At 69.2% G+C, this 16,614-nt stretch carries 24 protein-coding genes and 2 tRNA genes; 17 read left to right on the top strand and 9 right to left on the bottom strand.

The features are described 5' to 3' along the window. Together VNE62_11020 and rpmG are read left to right on the top strand one after the other, a co-directional pair. The coding region (locus VNE62_11020; protein ID HVE92808.1) for an elongation factor Tu at window positions 1-160 on the top strand (160 nt) is incomplete at its 5' end. 30 nt (window positions 161-190) lie between these two features. After that, window positions 191-355 carry a 50S ribosomal protein L33 gene (gene rpmG / locus VNE62_11015; GenBank protein ID HVE92807.1) on the top strand — a complete coding sequence of 55 codons (165 nt, stop codon included), beginning with the start codon at window positions 191-193 and terminating at the stop codon, window positions 353-355. Window position 356: 1 nt separating this feature from the next. Here the strand turns inward: rpmG and VNE62_11010 are convergent, their stop codons facing one another. Continuing rightward, on the bottom strand, window positions 357-866 hold the full coding sequence (locus tag VNE62_11010) for a class I SAM-dependent methyltransferase (GenBank protein HVE92806.1): 510 nt from the start codon (window positions 864-866) through the stop codon (window positions 357-359). Window positions 867-959: 93 nt separating this feature from the next. Here VNE62_11010 and VNE62_11005 point away from each other — a divergent pair, with 93 nt between their 5' ends. From VNE62_11005 to VNE62_10950, 12 genes are all read left to right on the top strand, one after another. Then, window positions 960-1,541 (top strand): RNA polymerase sigma factor, encoded by a 582-nt coding sequence (locus VNE62_11005; protein HVE92805.1) that lies wholly within the window; start codon window positions 960-962, stop codon window positions 1,539-1,541. Beyond that, window positions 1,538-1,879: a hypothetical protein gene (locus tag VNE62_11000; protein ID HVE92804.1), complete on the top strand. Its 342-nt coding sequence runs from the start codon at window positions 1,538-1,540 to the stop codon at window positions 1,877-1,879. The genes VNE62_11005 and VNE62_11000 overlap by 4 nt, the downstream gene beginning before the upstream one ends. 102 nt (window positions 1,880-1,981) lie before the next feature. Beyond that, a tRNA-Trp gene (locus VNE62_10995) sits at window positions 1,982-2,054 on the top strand. A 29-nt stretch (window positions 2,055-2,083) separates the two neighbouring features. Then, window positions 2,084-2,389, top strand: a complete 306-nt coding sequence (secE, locus tag VNE62_10990) for a preprotein translocase subunit SecE (protein ID HVE92803.1) — start codon at window positions 2,084-2,086, stop codon at window positions 2,387-2,389. Then, window positions 2,386-3,159: a transcription termination/antitermination protein NusG gene (gene nusG / locus VNE62_10985; protein ID HVE92802.1), complete on the top strand. Its 774-nt coding sequence runs from the start codon at window positions 2,386-2,388 to the stop codon at window positions 3,157-3,159. The genes secE and nusG overlap by 4 nt, the downstream gene beginning before the upstream one ends. A 12-nt stretch (window positions 3,160-3,171) precedes the next feature. Further along, window positions 3,172-3,603 carry a 50S ribosomal protein L11 gene (gene rplK / locus VNE62_10980; GenBank protein ID HVE92801.1) on the top strand — a complete coding sequence of 144 codons (432 nt, stop codon included), beginning with the start codon at window positions 3,172-3,174 and terminating at the stop codon, window positions 3,601-3,603. Window positions 3,604-3,605: 2 nt separating this feature from the next. Continuing rightward, the gene (gene rplA, locus VNE62_10975) at window positions 3,606-4,328 is read left to right on the top strand and encodes a 50S ribosomal protein L1 (protein HVE92800.1); all 723 of its coding nucleotides are present in this window, start codon (window positions 3,606-3,608) and stop codon (window positions 4,326-4,328) included. Window positions 4,329-4,486: 158 nt separating this feature from the next. Further along, the gene (rplJ, locus tag VNE62_10970) at window positions 4,487-5,023 is read left to right on the top strand and encodes a 50S ribosomal protein L10 (GenBank protein HVE92799.1); all 537 of its coding nucleotides are present in this window, start codon (window positions 4,487-4,489) and stop codon (window positions 5,021-5,023) included. 5 nt (window positions 5,024-5,028) lie between these two features. Continuing rightward, window positions 5,029-5,421 carry a 50S ribosomal protein L7/L12 gene (gene rplL / locus VNE62_10965; GenBank protein ID HVE92798.1) on the top strand — a complete coding sequence of 131 codons (393 nt, stop codon included), beginning with the start codon at window positions 5,029-5,031 and terminating at the stop codon, window positions 5,419-5,421. Window positions 5,422-5,475: 54 nt separating this feature from the next. Then, entirely contained in the window at window positions 5,476-5,841 is a 366-nt protein-coding gene (locus VNE62_10960; GenBank protein HVE92797.1) for a S1 RNA-binding domain-containing protein, read from the top strand. A gap of 43 nt (window positions 5,842-5,884) precedes the next feature. Beyond that, window positions 5,885-6,340, top strand: a complete 456-nt coding sequence (locus VNE62_10955) for a DUF501 domain-containing protein (protein HVE92796.1) — start codon at window positions 5,885-5,887, stop codon at window positions 6,338-6,340. Next, window positions 6,337-7,245, top strand: a complete 909-nt coding sequence (locus VNE62_10950) for a Ppx/GppA phosphatase family protein (GenBank protein HVE92795.1) — start codon at window positions 6,337-6,339, stop codon at window positions 7,243-7,245. The genes VNE62_10955 and VNE62_10950 overlap by 4 nt, the downstream gene beginning before the upstream one ends. 48 nt (window positions 7,246-7,293) lie before the next feature. Here VNE62_10950 and VNE62_10945 read toward each other — a convergent pair whose 3' ends face one another. Genes VNE62_10945 through VNE62_10915 form a run of 7 tightly spaced genes read right to left on the bottom strand, consistent with a single transcriptional unit; the run spans window position 7,294 to window position 13,406 of the window. Further along, window positions 7,294-8,079, bottom strand: a complete 786-nt coding sequence (locus VNE62_10945; protein ID HVE92794.1) for a hypothetical protein — start codon at window positions 8,077-8,079, stop codon at window positions 7,294-7,296. Next, window positions 8,076-9,293, bottom strand: a complete 1,218-nt coding sequence (locus VNE62_10940) for an ABC transporter substrate-binding protein (GenBank protein HVE92793.1) — start codon at window positions 9,291-9,293, stop codon at window positions 8,076-8,078. The genes VNE62_10945 and VNE62_10940 overlap by 4 nt, the downstream gene beginning before the upstream one ends. A 38-nt stretch (window positions 9,294-9,331) precedes the next feature. Next, window positions 9,332-9,859 (bottom strand): CPBP family glutamic-type intramembrane protease, encoded by a 528-nt coding sequence (locus tag VNE62_10935; protein ID HVE92792.1) that lies wholly within the window; start codon window positions 9,857-9,859, stop codon window positions 9,332-9,334. Then, entirely contained in the window at window positions 9,856-10,260 is a 405-nt protein-coding gene (locus tag VNE62_10930) for a hypothetical protein (protein HVE92791.1), read from the bottom strand. Before VNE62_10930 ends, VNE62_10935 begins: the two co-directional genes overlap by 4 nt. A 10-nt stretch (window positions 10,261-10,270) precedes the next feature. After that, complete coding sequence (locus VNE62_10925) at window positions 10,271-12,205, bottom strand: copper resistance protein CopC (GenBank protein HVE92790.1); 1,935 nt, start codon at window positions 12,203-12,205, stop codon at window positions 10,271-10,273. Then, on the bottom strand, window positions 12,198-12,797 hold the full coding sequence (locus tag VNE62_10920; GenBank protein HVE92789.1) for a FixH family protein: 600 nt from the start codon (window positions 12,795-12,797) through the stop codon (window positions 12,198-12,200). Before VNE62_10920 ends, VNE62_10925 begins: the two co-directional genes overlap by 8 nt. Before the next feature lie 36 nt (window positions 12,798-12,833). After that, entirely contained in the window at window positions 12,834-13,406 is a 573-nt protein-coding gene (locus tag VNE62_10915; GenBank protein HVE92788.1) for a hypothetical protein, read from the bottom strand. A gap of 63 nt (window positions 13,407-13,469) precedes the next feature. On the opposite strand from VNE62_10915, the gene VNE62_10910 reads away from it, so the two are divergent. Together VNE62_10910 and VNE62_10905 are read left to right on the top strand one after the other, a co-directional pair. Beyond that, window positions 13,470-13,554: transfer RNA gene (locus tag VNE62_10910), tRNA-Leu, on the top strand. Between the two features lie 38 nt (window positions 13,555-13,592). Then, window positions 13,593-13,952 carry a hypothetical protein gene (locus tag VNE62_10905; GenBank protein ID HVE92787.1) on the top strand — a complete coding sequence of 120 codons (360 nt, stop codon included), beginning with the start codon at window positions 13,593-13,595 and terminating at the stop codon, window positions 13,950-13,952. Between the two features lie 27 nt (window positions 13,953-13,979). Here the strand turns inward: VNE62_10905 and VNE62_10900 are convergent, their stop codons facing one another. Further along, the gene (locus tag VNE62_10900; protein HVE92786.1) at window positions 13,980-16,184 is read right to left on the bottom strand and encodes a heavy metal translocating P-type ATPase; all 2,205 of its coding nucleotides are present in this window, start codon (window positions 16,182-16,184) and stop codon (window positions 13,980-13,982) included. 97 nt (window positions 16,185-16,281) lie between these two features. On the opposite strand from VNE62_10900, the gene VNE62_10895 reads away from it, so the two are divergent. Further along, window positions 16,282-16,614 (top strand): hypothetical protein (locus VNE62_10895; protein ID HVE92785.1); only part of this gene is annotated, 333 nt, incomplete at its 3' end.

Genomic DNA, 16,614 nt, shown 5'->3' with positions numbered 1-16,614 from the left:
CACCCTGCAGGAGGGAGTGGAGATGGTCATGCCCGGAGACAACACCGAGATGGACGTGGAGCTGATCACCCCCATCGCCATGGAGGAGGGCCAGCGCTTCGCCATCCGTGAAGGCGGCCGCACCGTGGGTGCGGGCCGAGTGACCAAGATCATCAAGTAGCCTCCAGCGCTACCGGCGAAAGGACCTGTCATGGCCAAGGGCGAAGTTCGCGTGATCATCACGATGGAGTGCTCGGAGTGCAAGAACCGCAACTACTCCACGATGAAGAACAAGCGCGAGCACAAGGACCGGCTGGAGCTCAAGAAGTACTGCCCGACCTGCCGCAAGCACCAGGCCCACCGCGAGACCCGCTGACTCAGCCCCCTCGGGCTACCAGGCCGGCGGTCGGTGGCGCTGGCTCCAGCGTCGGCTCGAGCTGAAGCGGCTCCACCGAGCGCCACCCCGCTCCGGCGGCGACGGAGGCGACAAGGTCGTAGGGCCGCGGGTAAGGCGGCGATCCCGGACCGGGCCGTCCGGGATTCAGGTACCACCAGGCCACCAGCGGGGCACCCGGACGAACGACCCGCAGTCCCTCGGACAGCACCGCGCGCAGTCCGTCGTCGTCCAGGTGGTGGAACAAGTCCGCAGCGAAAGCGGCACCGAACGAGGCGGGCTTGAACGGCAGCCGGAGGGCGTCCGCTCGCAGGGTCCGGACCCCCGTCGCCTGTGCCGAGCGAAGAAGCGGCTCGGGCGCGTGGTCGACCCCCACGATGAGGCCGCCCGGCGACACGTTTGCCACCGTCTGGCCGTCACCGGTGCCGATGTCCAGCAGCGGCCTGCCCTTCAGAAGGGTGTGGTCTGCGGGGCGGATCCAACTCCAGGGCACGGGCCATTGTCCGGCCCCCGGCACGTCGGCGCTCGGGCCTTGGCGGGTAACCTGATGCTCGCTTTGAGCGTCTTTCAACAACGGAGGCAGTGAGTGGACGTCCCACCGGAGATGATCCGGTCCGCCCAGAGCGGCGACCGGCAGGCGATGGAGGACCTCATCAAGGGGTCCTACAGGGCGGCCTACACGCTGGCTCTGCGGCTCCTCGGCAACCCCGACGACGCCGCCGAGGCCACTCAGGAGACTTACATCCGGGTGGTCCGGGGGCTGAAGCGGCTGGGGGAACCGGACGCTTTTCCGACGTGGCTTTTCAAGATCACCAGCAACGTGTGCATCTCGGAGATGCGGCGCAGGACCCGGCGGGACATCCCGACGGAGAACGTGGCGGAGCACGAGGCTTCGCCGGTGGACGTGGAGGCGGTCGTGACCGGCAGGGTGGCGGCCGAGGAGCTGGAGCAGCTTATGAGGCAACTTCCGGAGGCGTACAGGACGGTCATCGTGCTCCGCGACGTCTACGACATGTCCGGAGACGAGGCGGCCGAGATCCTGGGTGTGACCCCGGGGGCGGTCAAGGTCCGGCTGCACCGGGCCCGCAGGCGCCTGCGCGACGAGCTCGTGGCCCGGTTCCCCGAATGGGCCTCCAGCGAGGGACCCCAGGAGAAGGTGATCGCATGACCGACTGCAGCACCGTCCGAAGGATGATCTGGACGCAGGACTCGCCGATGCACGCCCTGGCTCCCCACCTGGACGGCTGTCCGGAGTGCCGCACCGAGATGCGCCGGGCGGAACAGATGGGTGTCTCGCTGTCCTCGCTGGCCACGTCCTTGGCCGAGCCCCCGGAGATGCTCGAGGCACAGCTGCTGACGCTGCTCAGCAGGTCCCGCATGCGCTGGGCGCGCAACGCCGTGTCCCACCCGATGTTCTGGCGCAGCGCGGCCATGGGGGCCGCGGCGGCTGCTACCGCCGTCGGGCTGGTGGTCGCCAAGCGCAAAGTCCGCCCCGTCGCGGCCTGAGCCCCCCCAAGGCCGCTTGCCCCCGAACCGGAATGGGCCGGCATCGGCTGCCCCGCGCGAGGCCGCTGGTGGCGTGTCTATACTTGTTGTTCACGCATTCCTAGGGCCGTAGCTCAATTGGCAGAGCACCGGTCTCCAAAACCGGGGGTTGGGGGTTCGATTCCCTCCGGCCCTGCTAGCACGAACTAACGGAAAGGTCACGTCGTGAATCGCGAGATCAAGCGCCGGATGAAGCGCGACAGGCAGTCGGCCGAAAAGGACGTCGCCCGCGCCCGTCCGCCCGTGCCCCCGCCGCAGCGCAGGGAGCGCGTGAAGATGCGCCAGTTCATCCGCGAGATCCAGGGTGAGCTGCGCCGCGTGATCTGGCCGAGCGCGCAGGAGGTCGTGACGTACTCGACGGTCGTCGTGGTCGTCGTCCTGCTTTTGACCGGAATCGTGTTCGTGCTCGACCTCGGGTTCGCAAAGGCGATCGTCGCCCTGCTCAGGCCCGGAGATACCGCGGCGCCATGAGGCCAGACGACACCGAAGTGTCGCCTCCGGACATCGAGGAGGCGCAGACGAACACGAGCGTCGCTACCGACGAGCCTGTCGTGGACGAAGTCCCCGAGACTCCCGAGTCGATAGTCGAGGATCCCGCGCCCGAGCCCGCCTCCGAGGCTCCAGTCGAGGACTCCGCGCCCGAGGCCGCCTCCGAGGATGCGGACGTTGACGCCGACGCCGACGACGAGGAAGAGGACGAGGGTCCGGACCTGTTCCTGCCGGGCGAGTGGTTTGTCGTCCACACCTACGCCGGCTACGAGAACAAGGTGAAGGCGAACCTGGCGTCCAGGATCCAGTCCATGAACATGGAGGACAAGATCTACGACGTGGTCGTCCCGACCGAAGAGGTCATGGAGCTCAAGGCGGGCAAGCGGCAGCTGGTCCAGAAAAAGGTCTTCCCCGGCTACATCCTCGTGCGCATGGAGCTGGACGACGACTCCTGGTACGTCGTCCGCAACACCCCCGGCGTCACAGGCTTCGTCGGGACGGGAGCCAAGCCCGCGCCACTGGAGCACGCCGAGGTCAACAGGATCCTCGCGCCGAAGACCGAGGAGAGGCTGCGTCCGCGGCTGGAGTTCGAGCAGGGCGAGGTCGTCCAGGTGACGGCCACCGCTTTCGCGGGGATGAGCGGTCCGATCTCGGAGATCAACATGGACCAGCAGACGGTCGTCGTCCTGGTGGACATCTTCGGCCGCGAGACCCCGGTCACCCTGCCGTTCGACCAGGTAGCCAAGATCTAGAAAGGCAAGGTCATGTCCAAAAAGCCCAAGAAGATAACGACGATCCTTAAGCTGCAGCTGCCGGCGGGTCAGGCGACCCCGGCTCCCCCTGTCGGTCCGGCTCTGGGACAGCACGGGGTGGCGATCGGGCAGTTCATCCAGCAGTACAACGACGCGACGCGCAGCCAGGTCGGGACGATCATCCCGGTCGAGGTGACGATCTACGCCGACCGTTCCTTTGACTTCCAGCTCAAGACTCCGCCGGCCGCAGTCCTGATCCGAAAGGCCGCCGGCATCGAGAAGGGGTCTGCGGAGCCACACCGCAACAAGGTCGCGAAGCTGTCGCGCCGCCAGGTCCGGGACATCGCCGAGGCGAAGATGCCGGACCTCACGGCAAACGACATAGACGCTGCGATGAAGATCATCGAAGGGACCGCCCGCTCCATGGGCGTAACAGTGGAGTAGCCATGGCCAAGGTTGGCAAGAGACTCAAGGCGGTCCACGAGCAGATCGACCGCGACAAGATCCACTCGGCTCCCGAGGCGATCGAGGTCATCCGCAAGAGCGCCAGCGCGAAGTTCGACGAGACGGTCGAGGTCGCGTTCAAGCTCGGGATCGACCCTCGCAAGCAGGACCAGATGATCCGCGGGACGGTGGCTCTGCCCGCGGGGACCGGCAAGACGGTCCGGGTAGCGGTGTTCGCCCAGGGCGACAAGGCGCGCGAGGCCGAGGAGGCCGGCGCCGACATCATCGGCGCCGATGACCTCATCGAGCGGATCACCGGCGGGTGGCTGGAGTTCGACGTCGCCGTGGCGACCCCCGACATGATGCCGAAGGTCGGGCGCATCGGAAAGACGCTCGGCACGCGCGGGCTGATGCCCAACCCGAAGGCCGGCACCGTCACCGTAGACGTGGGCAAGGCCATCAAGGACATCAAGGGGGGCCGGGTCGAGTACCGCACGGACAAGACCGGCAACGTCCACCTGATCCTGGGCAAGGCGTCGTTTGAGTCCGAGGCGCTGGTGCGCAACTTCGCCGCCGCGCTGGAGGAGCTCATCCGCGCCAAGCCGGCCACCGCCAAGGGCAAGTACGTCAAGGGGATCACCCTCTCTTCGACGATGGGCCCGGGCCTCAAGATCGACCCGAACATCGCTCCGAAGGACGTCATAGGGGCGAAGTCCGGAGAGTAGTCAGCAGCACGTCAGGGAGCGCAGTCCGCTCCGCTATACTTCTGACGCCGTAGACAGCAGGTCCCGCAAGGGCGAACGCCTCACCAGGCGCCTGCCGAGGTCAGTCGCACACCGCGGATTGACTTCGGCCCTCGTCCGAACGGGACGGGGGTTTTGTCATGAAGGAAGGCTACGAGGTCAAGGTCCGGCCCGAGAAGGTCGAGGCCATCGCGACCATCCGCGACAGCCTGGAGCGGGCGGGCACCGTCGTGCTCACGGAGTACCGGGGGCTGACGGTCGGACAGCTGGGCGACCTGCGCACCCGCCTCGCGCAGACCGAGGTCGAGTACCGGGTCGTGAAGAACACGCTGACCCTGCGGGCGGCGACCGAGCTGGGCATCGAGGGCCTGGACGACCTGCTTCAGGGTCCGACCGCGGTCGCCTACTGCTACGGGGACCCGGTCGCGGCCGCCAAGGCCCTCACGGGTTTCGCAAAGGACAATCCGGGCCTGGTCATCAAGGGCGGGCTGCTGGACCGGCGGGTGATGACGGCGGGCGATACCGAGGCTTTGGCCACGGTCGATCCGCTGGACGTGTCCCGCGCGAAGGTGGCCGGATCGCTTACGTCCGGGCTTTCTGCGATCGCAGCGACGCTGGAGGCGCCGCTCGGCCGCATCGTGTACGTGCTGGAGCAGCTGGCAAGCAGAGGAGAGTGACAGTCATGGCGAAAATGAGCGTTGACGACCTGCTGGATGCAATCAAGGAGATGAGCGTCCTGGAGGCGGCCGACCTGGCCAAGAAGATGCAGGACGAGTTCGGGATCCAGGCTGCCGCCCCGATGGCCGCAGCGGCTCCCGGAGCCGGTGCAGCCGGAGGCGACGGCGCCGCCGCCGCCGCGGAGCAGGACGAGTTCACGGTGGTGCTGGTGTCCGCTGGAGACAAGAAGATCCAGGTCATCAAGGAAGTTCGCGCCGTTACCCAGCTCGGGCTCAAGGAAGCCAAGGACCTTGTGGACGGGGCTCCCAAGCCGGTCCGCGAGGGTATCGCCAAGGACGAGGCCGAGAAGATCAAGGCCGCGCTCGAGGGCGCGGGCGCCACGGTCGAGCTGAAGTAGCCGGTTGACGCCCCCTAGGGGCGTTTCTACGATGGGTTTCCCACAGGAGGTTTGATGGCGGAAGTCGGCGAGACGGTGGAAGGCGCGGTCGCGAAGATCGCACCGTACGGCGCCTTCATCGATCTGGACAACGGCGAGAAGGGTCTCATTCACATCTCGCAGATCGACCGGGCGTACGTGAAGGACGTCAAGGAGTTCCTTCGCGAAGGCGACCGGGTCAGCGTCAAGGTGATGGGGACCAAGCCCGACGGCAAGCTCGACCTGTCCATCAAGGCGCTTCAGGAGCCCGACCCGCGCGACCGAAGGCCGTTGCGGAAGGGTTCGGACCCTGAGTTCGAGAAGATGCTCAAGAGCTACCTTCGGCGGTCCAACGAGCGCCTGGCCGACATCAAGCGCAACCTCCGCGGCAAGCAGGGTTAGCACGTCCGAGCCGTTCGGGCTCAGCCCCGCCGACCGCCAGGCAGTGTCTCTGCAGCTCCAGCGGCGCGTCCTTGAGCCGGCGCGGGTAGCGGTCCGGTGCCCGTGCGGGCTGCCCGCCGTGGTGGAGACACATCCGCTGGCCGGGGGAAGTCCGTTCCCGACGCTGTACTGGCTCACCTGCAGGCGCGCCTGTTCCGAGATCGGCAGGCTCGAAGGTGACGGCCGGATGCGCGAGCTCAACGATCGGCTCCGTGATGACGACGACTTCCGCCGCGCGTTCGACGACGCCCAGGCCGACTACGTGGCGCGGCGGGACTCCATCCATGTGCTCGACGGTGCGGGCGGCGTCGGCGGAGGTCCGGCCGACCGCGTGAAGTGCCTGCACTCCCACTACGCGCACCACGCCGTCTGCGGCGGCAACCCCGTGGGGGCCTGGGTGGAGGAGGTGGCGGGTCCGGTCCTGCGGCCCCCGCCGTGCGTGGACGTCCCTGCGCCATGAGCAGGCTCGCCGCCATCGACGTGGGGACGAACACCGTCCGGCTGCTGGTCACCGAGCCGGACGGGCGGGAGGTCGTCCGGCTGGTGGAGGTGACGCGCCTGGGCCAGGACGTCGACGCGACCAGGGTCTTGGCGGCGGCTGCGGTCGAGCGGACGGTGGCCGTGGTCGGCTCCTACGTCCGGCGGGCGCGGGGGCTGGGAGCGTCCCGGAGCGTCGTCGCGGCGACGAGCGCCCTGCGCGACGCGGCCAACCGCGATGAGTTCTGCGAAGCGGTCCGGTCGGTGGCCGGGGTGGAGGTCGAGGTTCTGACGGGGGCCGACGAGGGACGGCTGACGTTCGAAGGCGCGACGTCCGGACTGCCCGCCGAGCCTGCGCTCGTGGTGGACATCGGCGGGGGATCGACCGAACTCGTGCGCGGGACTGGGCGGGCCGAATCGGTGTGGTCGCTGGACCTGGGTGCGGTTCGCCTCCGGGAGCGCTGCCTGAAGTCCGATCCGCCGTCGGTGCTGGAGGTCGAGGCCGCGCATGCCCTGGTCCGCCAAGGGCTGCGGGAAGCCGACCGCGAGCTGAACGTCACGGGGGCCGAGGTGCTGGTCGGCGTCGCCGGGACGGTGACGACCCTGGCGGCCCTGTCGCTGGGACTGAAGACCTACGACCGGTCGCGCGTCCACCACAGCCGGCTGTCCGCGGAGAAAGTCGGCAACTGGACCGAAGCGCTGCTGCGGATGCCGTCCCACCAGATCCGGTCTCTGGGCGCGATGCACCCGGGACGCGCGGACGTCATCGGCTCGGGGGCGCTGATCCTGCGGGAGGTCGTCCGGTGGTCGGGGGCGCAGGAGGTGGTCGTGTCCGAGAGCGACATCCTGGACGGGCTCATCAGCCGGATGCGCTCACAGCCTGGCTAGGATGGGTCCCGGTGTTCTCGGGCCGTCTGCTCTGGACGTCGGGAGGGCTCATCGGCGGCGTTTCGGTTTGCCCTTGGCCCGGCCGCCCTTGCCCGGGGGCGGGGCCGGGACGGTCCTCCGGCGCTTGAGTGCTGGAAGACCGTAGTAGACGGCGGCGCCAAGCAAGGTGGCGGCCGCGCCGACCGCCAAATACTCCAGGCGTGTCCGCAGGTCGCTCTTGGGCGGGGGAGCGGGGTTGCCGACCGGGACGAACGTCCCGAGGGTGTCGGACTCGGCGAACACCTGAAGGTTGGCGGCGGTAGCCGTCGACTTCAACTGCCGCGGACGCCCACGCGCGGGCACGGCGAAGACGTGAGTGCCATGCCGGGCGTACCTCAGAACCACCGTCATGGTCTGGGTCGGCGACGCCACGCGGCCCGAGGGCTGGTAGGTCGCGCGAACCCTGTAACCGTTGCCGTCGAACTTCTTGTCCCCCGGAGGTTTTGCCGGGATCGCGTTGATCGAAACGGGCTCCAGGGTGACGGAAACCCCGGTCTCGCCGCTCTGCGGGGCGAAGGAACCCTTCTTGAACACCAAGAAGGCCTGGCCGTCGACCGTGGCGATCGACTTCTCCGCGGAGCCTGTGTCGTCGAGGGGGATGGTGTCCTGAGCGCCGGTCGGCTTGGCCGCCTTCTTCAGCCCCCGCGGCGGCTCGACCCAGTTGTACGGCACAGGCGGGGCAAGGCCATCGAACAGTGGACGTGACGGCAGGGTGTTCGTGCCGAACGTGGCGGCGGCGACGGCCGCGTAAAGCGTGGCCGCTGCCAGTCCCCAGAGCCAGACCTTGCGCGTCATGTCAGCGCCTTCGCCCGGATCGGCTCGTTCGCGAACGCGGGGGGCCAGACGATGGCTCTCGTCTTCGGGCGCACCCACTCCCAGATGACCCGCGCTGCCCTGATGTTGGCACCGGCGCTCTGGCCCTCCGTGCCGCCGAAGCGGAGTCCGCCACCGTTGGGCAGTGACCCGTCCGGCAGGTTTAGCGCGCGCGCGGCAACGGCGACAGAGTCAGCATCGAGCCCATTCGCCTTTGGAAGTGCGTGGTGGAACAGCGCCCAGCCGGCCGCAAAGCCCGCGAGCGCGGGAGCGGTCATCTCGTCTTTGAATCGGCGCTTGTACTCGTCGCGGCCCTCCGTGAGGGTCCGCGACGCCTCCGGCGACAGCCGCCCAGGGTCGATCGCCATGCCGGTTGGCTTGTCCGAGGCGAACAGCCCCACGGCGTCGTCTCCCATCAGCTCCCCGAACTCCCTCATGCAGTAGCTGGAGCTTGTCCCAATGCTTGCCTTGAGGGGGATCCTCTGACGGACCGTCTCGCGCCGGAGGGCGACGGCGTCGTCCAGGTAGGACGACACGACGAGGACGTCTGTGCCTGCTTCGCCGATCTCTTGCGCTATGGCGGCGTAGTCGGCCCCCTGCAGCCGGTAGGGAATGGCTCTGGCCAGCGTGAGTCCGGCTCGCCGGATCTCCTCGACGGCGCCGGTGCCCACCGAGCGTCCGTATACGTCGTCCACGTACACGACCGACCACCGCAGCGAGACACCGGGGGCGACCAGCGGTCCGACCTGGTCCCGGACGAACTCCACGGCTGCCTTGCCCAGGACCTCTCCGGTCGGGGTCACGCGGAAGAAGCGCCGTCCGGGCCCCGGCGCCATGCCGATCTCGCCGACGGCCCCGGTCTCCCAGAACAGCATCCGGTTGTCCGCCGCTCGTTCCGCCGCTGGGCGGCTGATCGTGCTCCCGTAGCTGCCGGCCACGATCTCGATGCCGCGTGCCGCCAAGCGGTCCACCGCTCCGGGAGCCTGGTCCGACGAGTCGGCCTGCTCCAGGCGCAACCTCACGTCCCGGCCGCGGACTCCGCCGGCGCGGTTGACGAGGTCAGCCGCCACGCGCAGTCCCTGGTACTCCTCGATGCCGCCCGGACCCTGGCCCCCACCGGTCGGGTAGACGGCACCGATGACGATCGGCTCCGACTCGGTGGCCGGCGCGCATGCGGCGGCGATGAGCAGTGACACTGCCAACGCTGCAGCTCTTGTCATTTTCCGTTCTCCAATCACCTGCTGAGCAGGTTCGCGATCACGTGTGAGGCAGCGGGCGAAGTCCAGGTTCCGGTGGCGTGGCGCTGCCAGCCGAACAGAAGTCCGGCGGCGAAGTTCAACGGCACCGAGCGCAGTCCGTACATCGGGATGTGGATGGCGGCGAACGCAGCCGCCGTACCGGCGACCGCCACCACGGGCCCGAACGGCTGCAGTACCTGGAACATGAGGTGACGGAAGAAGGCCTCCTCCGCGACTGCCGCGACGACGTCCGCCGCAATCGTCAGCGGTGGTGCCGGAAGCGGGGTCGCCCGGCCGAAGAGGCGCGATGCGGCGAACGCGACAATGCCCAGCGCCGTGACCAGGCCCGCGTGTAGTGGCCGCACCCGCCGGGCTCGCTGCCCCCGCGATGCGACTGCGAGCGATCCGGCCGCGACCGTCATTGCGACTGCTCCGGGGACCGGCCGCCGCGCTACGAGCAGCAGGAGCCCGGCTGCCACCAAGGCCGGCCTGATGTCGGTTGCGGAGGTGGCGACGGCGCTCATCTGACGGTGAAGTTGGAGGTGTCGGTGATTCGGGGACTGAACGGGCCGTGGTCCAGCGCGACGAACTCGACCTGGAGCAGATGGTCTCCGGGCGCGACGTCCAGCTTCTGCTCGAGCCCGTAGTTCATCGACACGACCTTGCCGTCCAGAAGCAGGTGCAGGTGCCCCAGGTCGGGCTTGAGGTCGCGGCTGGTTTCCGTCCTGATCTCTCCCCCGTTCAGCGCGATCCGCACGTCCACCCTCGGGCCTTGGACGACCGCGCCCGGCTTGGGCGTAACAAGGTCCACGGTGGCGGTGGATGCGATGCGCGCCGGAGTGGGCGGGGCCGGAGTCGACTGAGGCGACCCCCGGGCGCACGACCAGGACGTCAGGGCCAGGACGACGGCGACGGCCTTTCTCACGGGGTCCTCCTCACGGTCCTACGCGGATCGACAGCCGGGCGGCCAGCGGGGGGCCGGTTGCGGCGGTTGCATTCACCTCGACTGCCCAGCTGCCTGGGGTGAGCGTGACGTCGGCCACCACGTGGCCCGGTCCGAACACGCGTACCGGCGTCTTCTCGGCTGCGGGCGCTCCGGGCGCCCGCAGCCGTAGGTTCACGTCGCCGACGGCGAGCTCTCCTCCTCGAGGGTTGAAGAACGTCACGTGCAGCTCCGCGGGTCCGGGGCGCTGTGGGTCTGCGTACACCTGTACAGACGACCCGTCCTCGAGAGTCACCGTGTGCAGAGCCGGCTGTCCCGGTGCCTCCACCACGTCCACCTGCTGCGGCCGCTGCCTGGTGGTGAGGGCGAGGGGGATCTCGAACGTGTCGATGCCCCGGCGTGCAGTCACCAGCACCTGCCACCGTCCCTGGATCGAGAGGGTGGCGCCGGGGGCCGTGAAGCGTCCCGGCCCCTGTCGTTGGAGGTCGAGGGTCGCAGGGGCGAGATCGGATCGACCGGACAGCGAGAACCGCAGCGACGCCTCGTCCGCGGTGAATGGTTGGCGCGAGTCTGCGTCCGTGAGCGTCAGGACGAACTCGTTGGTACCGGGAAAGCCGGGGGTAGCCCGCAGTCTCGCCCGCACTGCCGTGCCGAAGTCCGTTCCGGAGACGGTGACGGAAGCTGGTGTGGCATCGGCCACCGACGCGGGCGGATTGCTCGCCAGTAGCGCCGTCACGACCACTACGACCGCAGCCAGGGACAGCTCGGCGACGGACGTCCTGCGCAGGGGAGTAAGGGTGGACGACGCACGCGGTGCGTGCCGGTAGCGATTCATGGCCCCGAGCAGTGCGAGCAGGACGAGCAGACACACCTTCGCCAGCACCAGGCGTCCGAAGAATGTGCCCGTGAGCCTGTCCCAGCTGCCGACCTCGTCCACAGCCCTCAGCGTGCCTGTTACGACGACTACGACCAACGCCATCCCGGCGATGGTGGAGAACCGGCGCACGGACGCGGACGCATCTGCGCCCGGCGATCGGACTCCCGCGGCGATGGCTGCGAGTCCTCCGATCCACAGTCCCGCCGCCAGGACGTGCGCGACTTGAATCGCGACGGCTGCCGTCGCGGAGCGCTGGGCGGCCGCGTGTCCGGAGGCGACGTGGATCCAGACGGCGGCCGCGCAAGCACCGCCCGTGAAGGCCAGCGCCTCGCGGACCCGGCCCTTGACCATGCGCGCCGCCAGCAGCAGGGAAAGGCCCGCGCAGGACACCGCGACGGCGCGTCCGGCCGCGGCCCGGCCGACGCTCGTCTGCAGGTAGGAAGTGAGGCCGAGCGCCGAGTCGCGGGCCTGCCCTGTGGCGAGAAGAGCGACGCCACCCATGGCGGCCAGCCAGGCCGTCCTCAGCAGGCGCAGCAACGCTCGACGCGAGATGCGGGACCACTCCACTGCCGCGACGGCCGAACCACCGAGCAGGACGATCAGCCCGGCGTACAGCGGGACACGCCCCGCTGTGCCGATGGGGGAGGATTTGGGCATGGCTGCCGATGCTTCACCCGACTGCGCCGGCTCTCCGACTCCGAAAGAAAGGGAACCGGCGGTGAGATGTCCGTCCACTCTGGACAGCACGCGCCAGGAGATCGTGTAGCTGCCGTTGGCCAGCCCGGACGTGGCGACGGACAGCGTCAACGGGTCGTCCGGCGCTACTCCGGATCCCGAGGCCACCTGTGTGCCTGCGGCGTTCAGGATGACAACGGACGACGCCCTCGGCTCCGGGTGCTCGCTGAAGGTCAGGCGCACCGCTGCCGGAGCGGACTCGGCTGATGAACCGGCCGGGGGCGACGACGACACCAGGACCGCGTGAGCCTGAGCGGGCCCGGCTGGGAGCAGGACGGCAACGGCCCCCACAAGCGCGACGACCGCTCTACGCATCCGTCTTGCGTCTCCGGAGGGAGACGACCGACAGCACGAGGGCCAGGAGGGCCGCCACCGCCACGACCTTCGTCTCCAATCGTGCGCGGGCGGCGTCCGCCAGAGCCGAATCCACCCTGGACGAAAGCCTCTGCGTCCTCGAGGCGAGTTCCGCAGCCGACGGTTCGCGGGACGGGAACTGAGCCGAGCCACTGCTCAGGACCGGCTCGATCATCTTCTCGCGGGAGGTGTAGTTGAGATCGACCGCCTGGCCGGCGGCTTGCCCCGTTACGCGGAACGCGTAGTCGCCCGGCCGGGTAGGGACCAGCGTCACGGCGTACCGTCCGGGGGTCCCGGGTGTCGCCGCAAGAGGCAGAGCGCTGCTGGAACGGGGGCCGAAAGTGACGACGACGTTGAGCGACGCATCCGTGGCCGGCCTGCCGGCCGCATCCGTAACAGTCACCTCGACGGCGTTGGCCAGCCCCGCGTACGGGGGCTCGGTGGACCACCCGACCGCAACGCGCAGCGGCCCGGCGGGCTTTGTCTCGTGGGCTGCCGCCGGACCCGCGGACAAGATCACGGCCGCAAGCACGGCAGCAAAGCGATACCTCATTGAAGGCTCCCTTCCTCGCTGGAGGAGAAGCTGCGTTCAGCTGGCGAGGAAGCCGAAGGGCGGAGCGCGGCCGCGAGCGCCCGGGGAGCCAGGGGCGGGTCGAACGAAGACCAGGCTCTCAGGAAGAGAGATGCGAAGAGCGCGCGTAGGCCACTGAGTCCCGCGCCGAGCCGCAAGAACACGGCCGGCAGAGTGGGCCGTCCGCGAAAGCAGGACGTTGGCCGCTGCCACGAGCAGCTGCACGAGCACTCCGATCCATACGGCGCGCCAGCCGGGGCCATGTGGATGGTGGGACGCCAGGCGCTCAGCCGCCTCAATGGCCAAGAAGCCGGTGACCTGAAGCGTGGCGAGTTGCAGGTACAGCGAGGTGCCTCGTCCAGAGGTCATGCGGCGGGACCCGGCGACGAAGATGGCGGCGGCGGCCATGAATCCGATTCCCGCGGCCAGGAGCGTCCCCCAGGACAACCAGCCGTGCCCGGTCTGCGCCAGGATCTGCCGGCGGAGCGACTCCCCTGGGAAGGCGATCGCGTAACCTGCGGCGTGTCCGGCGACCACACCCGTAGCGGCCAGCCCCAACACCACCATCCGGCGACGCAGACGCGACTCCATCAGGTCAGGAGTATAGGGGGCGGCCCGGACGATAGCCGTCCTAGGGCTCCTACACTGGCGGGGGCCCGGGTGGCGGAATCGGCAGACGCCGGGGACTTAAAATCCCCTGCCCGCAAGGGCGTTGTGGGTTCGACTCCCACCCCGGGCACTGCTGCTCCCAGTCAGAAGGCGCGCCCGGAGGAAGCCGTGGAGAAGAAGCATCAGGCCGGCGGCCGTGAGCCGCGATCGAAGGAAGGCCCACGGGATGTCGTCGCCGGGTTGTCGCAACGGGTCGTGGACGACAACGGATGGACCTTCCCGTTAACGGACAAGGAGAAGGCGGCAGTCAGGGCCGTTGTCCGAGCCGGTTACCTCAAGCTGAGCCGGTACAACTTCCAGGGAATGAAGATCGACCCCGTGCACGTCAAGACGCTGCGCGCGCTGTTCCGGGATGCCGCCCAGCGCGCGTGGGACTCGCTGCCCGATGAGGAACGGATCGCGCGCACCCTCGGGGGCCAGCGCCGGCCGAGACCGTGGGGGCTGCGCCGGCGAGGTGATGTCCTTTAGTGCCGCTTAGCGTCTGTGGCGGCTGGCTCAGGCTCCCCGTCGCCCGAAGCGGTACAGGCGCAGGCTGTTCAGGACCACCGACACGCTGGAGAAGGCCATCGCGGCCCCCGCGATGATCGGGTTCAACAGTCCCAGGACCGCCAGCGGGATGGCGGCCACGTTGTAGCCGAAGGCCCATCCCAGGTTCTGCAGGATCGTGCGGAACGTCCGGCGTGAAAGCCGGATTGCCGTAGGCACGGCCAGCAGGTCCCCCGACAGCAGGGTTATGTCCGATGACTCGATCGCGACGTCCGTTCCGGTGCCGATCGCTATTCCCAGGTCCGCCTGGACGAGGGCCGGCGCGTCGTTTATGCCGTCGCCCACCATCGCCACCACCCGTCCCTGCTCCTGGAGACGCCGGACCTCAGTGACCTTGTCCGCCGGCAGGACCTCTGCCAGGACGTCGTTTATCCCCGCCTGCCGCGCGATCGCGTCCGCCGTGCGAGCGTTGTCGCCTGTGATCATGGCCACGCGGATACCCATCCCACGCAGCTGCGCGACGGCGGCCGGGGCTTCGTCCTTCAGCGTATCGGCGACCGCGATCACGCCTCGTACACGGCCGTCCCACCCGGCGAACACCGCCGTGCGCCCCTGCTCCTCCAGCGCTGTGGCCGCCTGTTCCAGCGACTCGTCCAGGATCAGGCCCGCCTCAGCAACGAGCTTGCGCCTGCCTACGAAGACATCGGTGCCGTCCACGGTCGCCCGGACGCCGTGGCCGGTGACGGACGTGAACCCGCTGGCCTCGATGGCCGCACCCGCGGCGCGTCCGGCCTCCACGATCGCCCGGGCGATCGGGTGCTCGGACGACGACTCGGCAGCGGCGGCTTTGACAAGGACCGCCGAAGTGGACCCTCCCGGCTCGGCTCTCACGTCGGTGACCGACATCTGTCCCTTTGTGAGCGTCCCGGTCTTGTCGAAGACCACGGTGTCGATGCGCTTGGACCGCTCGAGGATCTCGCCGCCTTTGATGAGCACACCGAGCGAAGCCCCGCGCCCGGTGCCGACCATGATCGCGGTGGGGGTGGCGAGTCCGAGCGCGCAGGGGCAGGCGATGATGAGCACGGCCACGGCGGCCACCAGTCCGGAGGCCGGGTTGTCCGCGAGGACGGCCCAGCCGGCAAAGGTGAGCGCGGCGACCACCAGAACAGCCGGGACGAACACGCCGGCGATCCTGTCCGCCAGACGCTGGACCGGGGCCTTCGTCCCCTGGGCCTCCTGCACGAGCCGGACGATCTGAGCCAGAGCCGTGTCGGCTCCCACGGCGGTCGCCCGGACCGTCAGGGCTCCGTGGGCGTTGATCGTCGCCCCGGTCACGTTGTCGCCGGGCTTCTTTTCGACGGGTACCGACTCGCCGGTGAGCATCGACTCGTCCACCGCGGAGCCCCCCGCGGTGACCACGCCGTCCGCCGGGATCTTCTCTCCCGGACGCACCACGAGCAGGTCGCCGACTTTCACCTGGTCGACTGGAACCATTCGCTCCTGTCCGTCCACCAAAACCCGGGCTTCCTTGGCCCCCATCTCCAGCAGCGCGCGGATGGCCGTTGAGGCGCGTCCCTTGGCGCGGGCCTCGAAGTATCTGCCCAGCAGAAGAAACGCGATGATCAGCGCGGCGCTGTCGAAGTAGTGGTCGGTGTGGTGTCCGCCGAAAAACAGGGCCCAGGTGGAGTAGCCGAACGCGGCCAGCGTCCCGATGGCTATGAGCGTGTCCATGTTCGTCGACCGGCTGCGGGCCCGGACGGCCGCCTGATGCAGGAACGGCCACCCTGCCCAGAACTGGATCGGGACCGTCAGCGCGAACGCGGACAGGTCCGCCCACCGCCTGCCCATGAAAGCCATCGACAGCACAAGGACTGCGATCGCCGCCGGCCAGGCGAGCAGGACCCGCCTGAGCCACATCGACTGCAGGGCCCCCTCGGCGTCTGCCGCCTCCTGGGACGTCGGCTCCACCGGGGACATTCCATAGCCGCTGCGGCCGACCGTGGTGACGAGGTCTTCGGCGGTGACGGCCCCGGGGTCGTAGACGATGGTCGCGCGCTCGGTGGCGAAGTTCACCGCCGCCTGCTGCACTCCCGGCTTGCGGCTCAGGACGCGCTCAACGCGCGCGGCGCACGAGCCGCAGGTCATGCCGGAGACGCTGAACTCGGCCTCCACGGGGGAGGCGCCGGCCTGGGGGTGGGTCAACTGCTGGCTCACGGGTTCCTTTCGTCCGCGGGCCGGGGGAGAGAGATCTCCAGTTTATCGACGCCAGGTCGAGCCGCCGGTGCGGGTTCGTGCGCGATCATTTGGACCGATGGACCCGCTGGACGAGCTGTACGGGGTACGACCGGACGAATTCGTGACCGTACGCGACCGCCTGGCCAAGGAACTGCGGGCGGCGGGGGATAAGGAGCGCGCGGCCGGGGTGAAGGCACTGCGAAGGCCGACGCCGTCTGCGTGGGCTGTCAACCAGCTGGCTCGCTCGCATCCCCACGAGCTGAAAGAGGCGGTCGAGGCGGGGGACCGGCTGCGGCTAGCGCAGAGGCGGGCCGCCAGCGGCGCTGAGGCCAAGGGTTATCGCGAGGCGACGTCCGAGCGGGACAGGGCGGTCCAGAAGCTGGTCCGCAGGGCCGAGGGAATCCTGAAG

It is taken from the genome of Actinomycetota bacterium (genome assembly GCA_035536535.1).
In the GTDB taxonomy this organism is placed as follows: domain Bacteria; phylum Actinomycetota; class JAICYB01; order JAICYB01; family JAICYB01; genus DATLNZ01.
The sequence above is the reverse complement of the archived record's forward strand: the minus strand, read 5'-3'. Positions and strand labels throughout refer to the sequence as shown.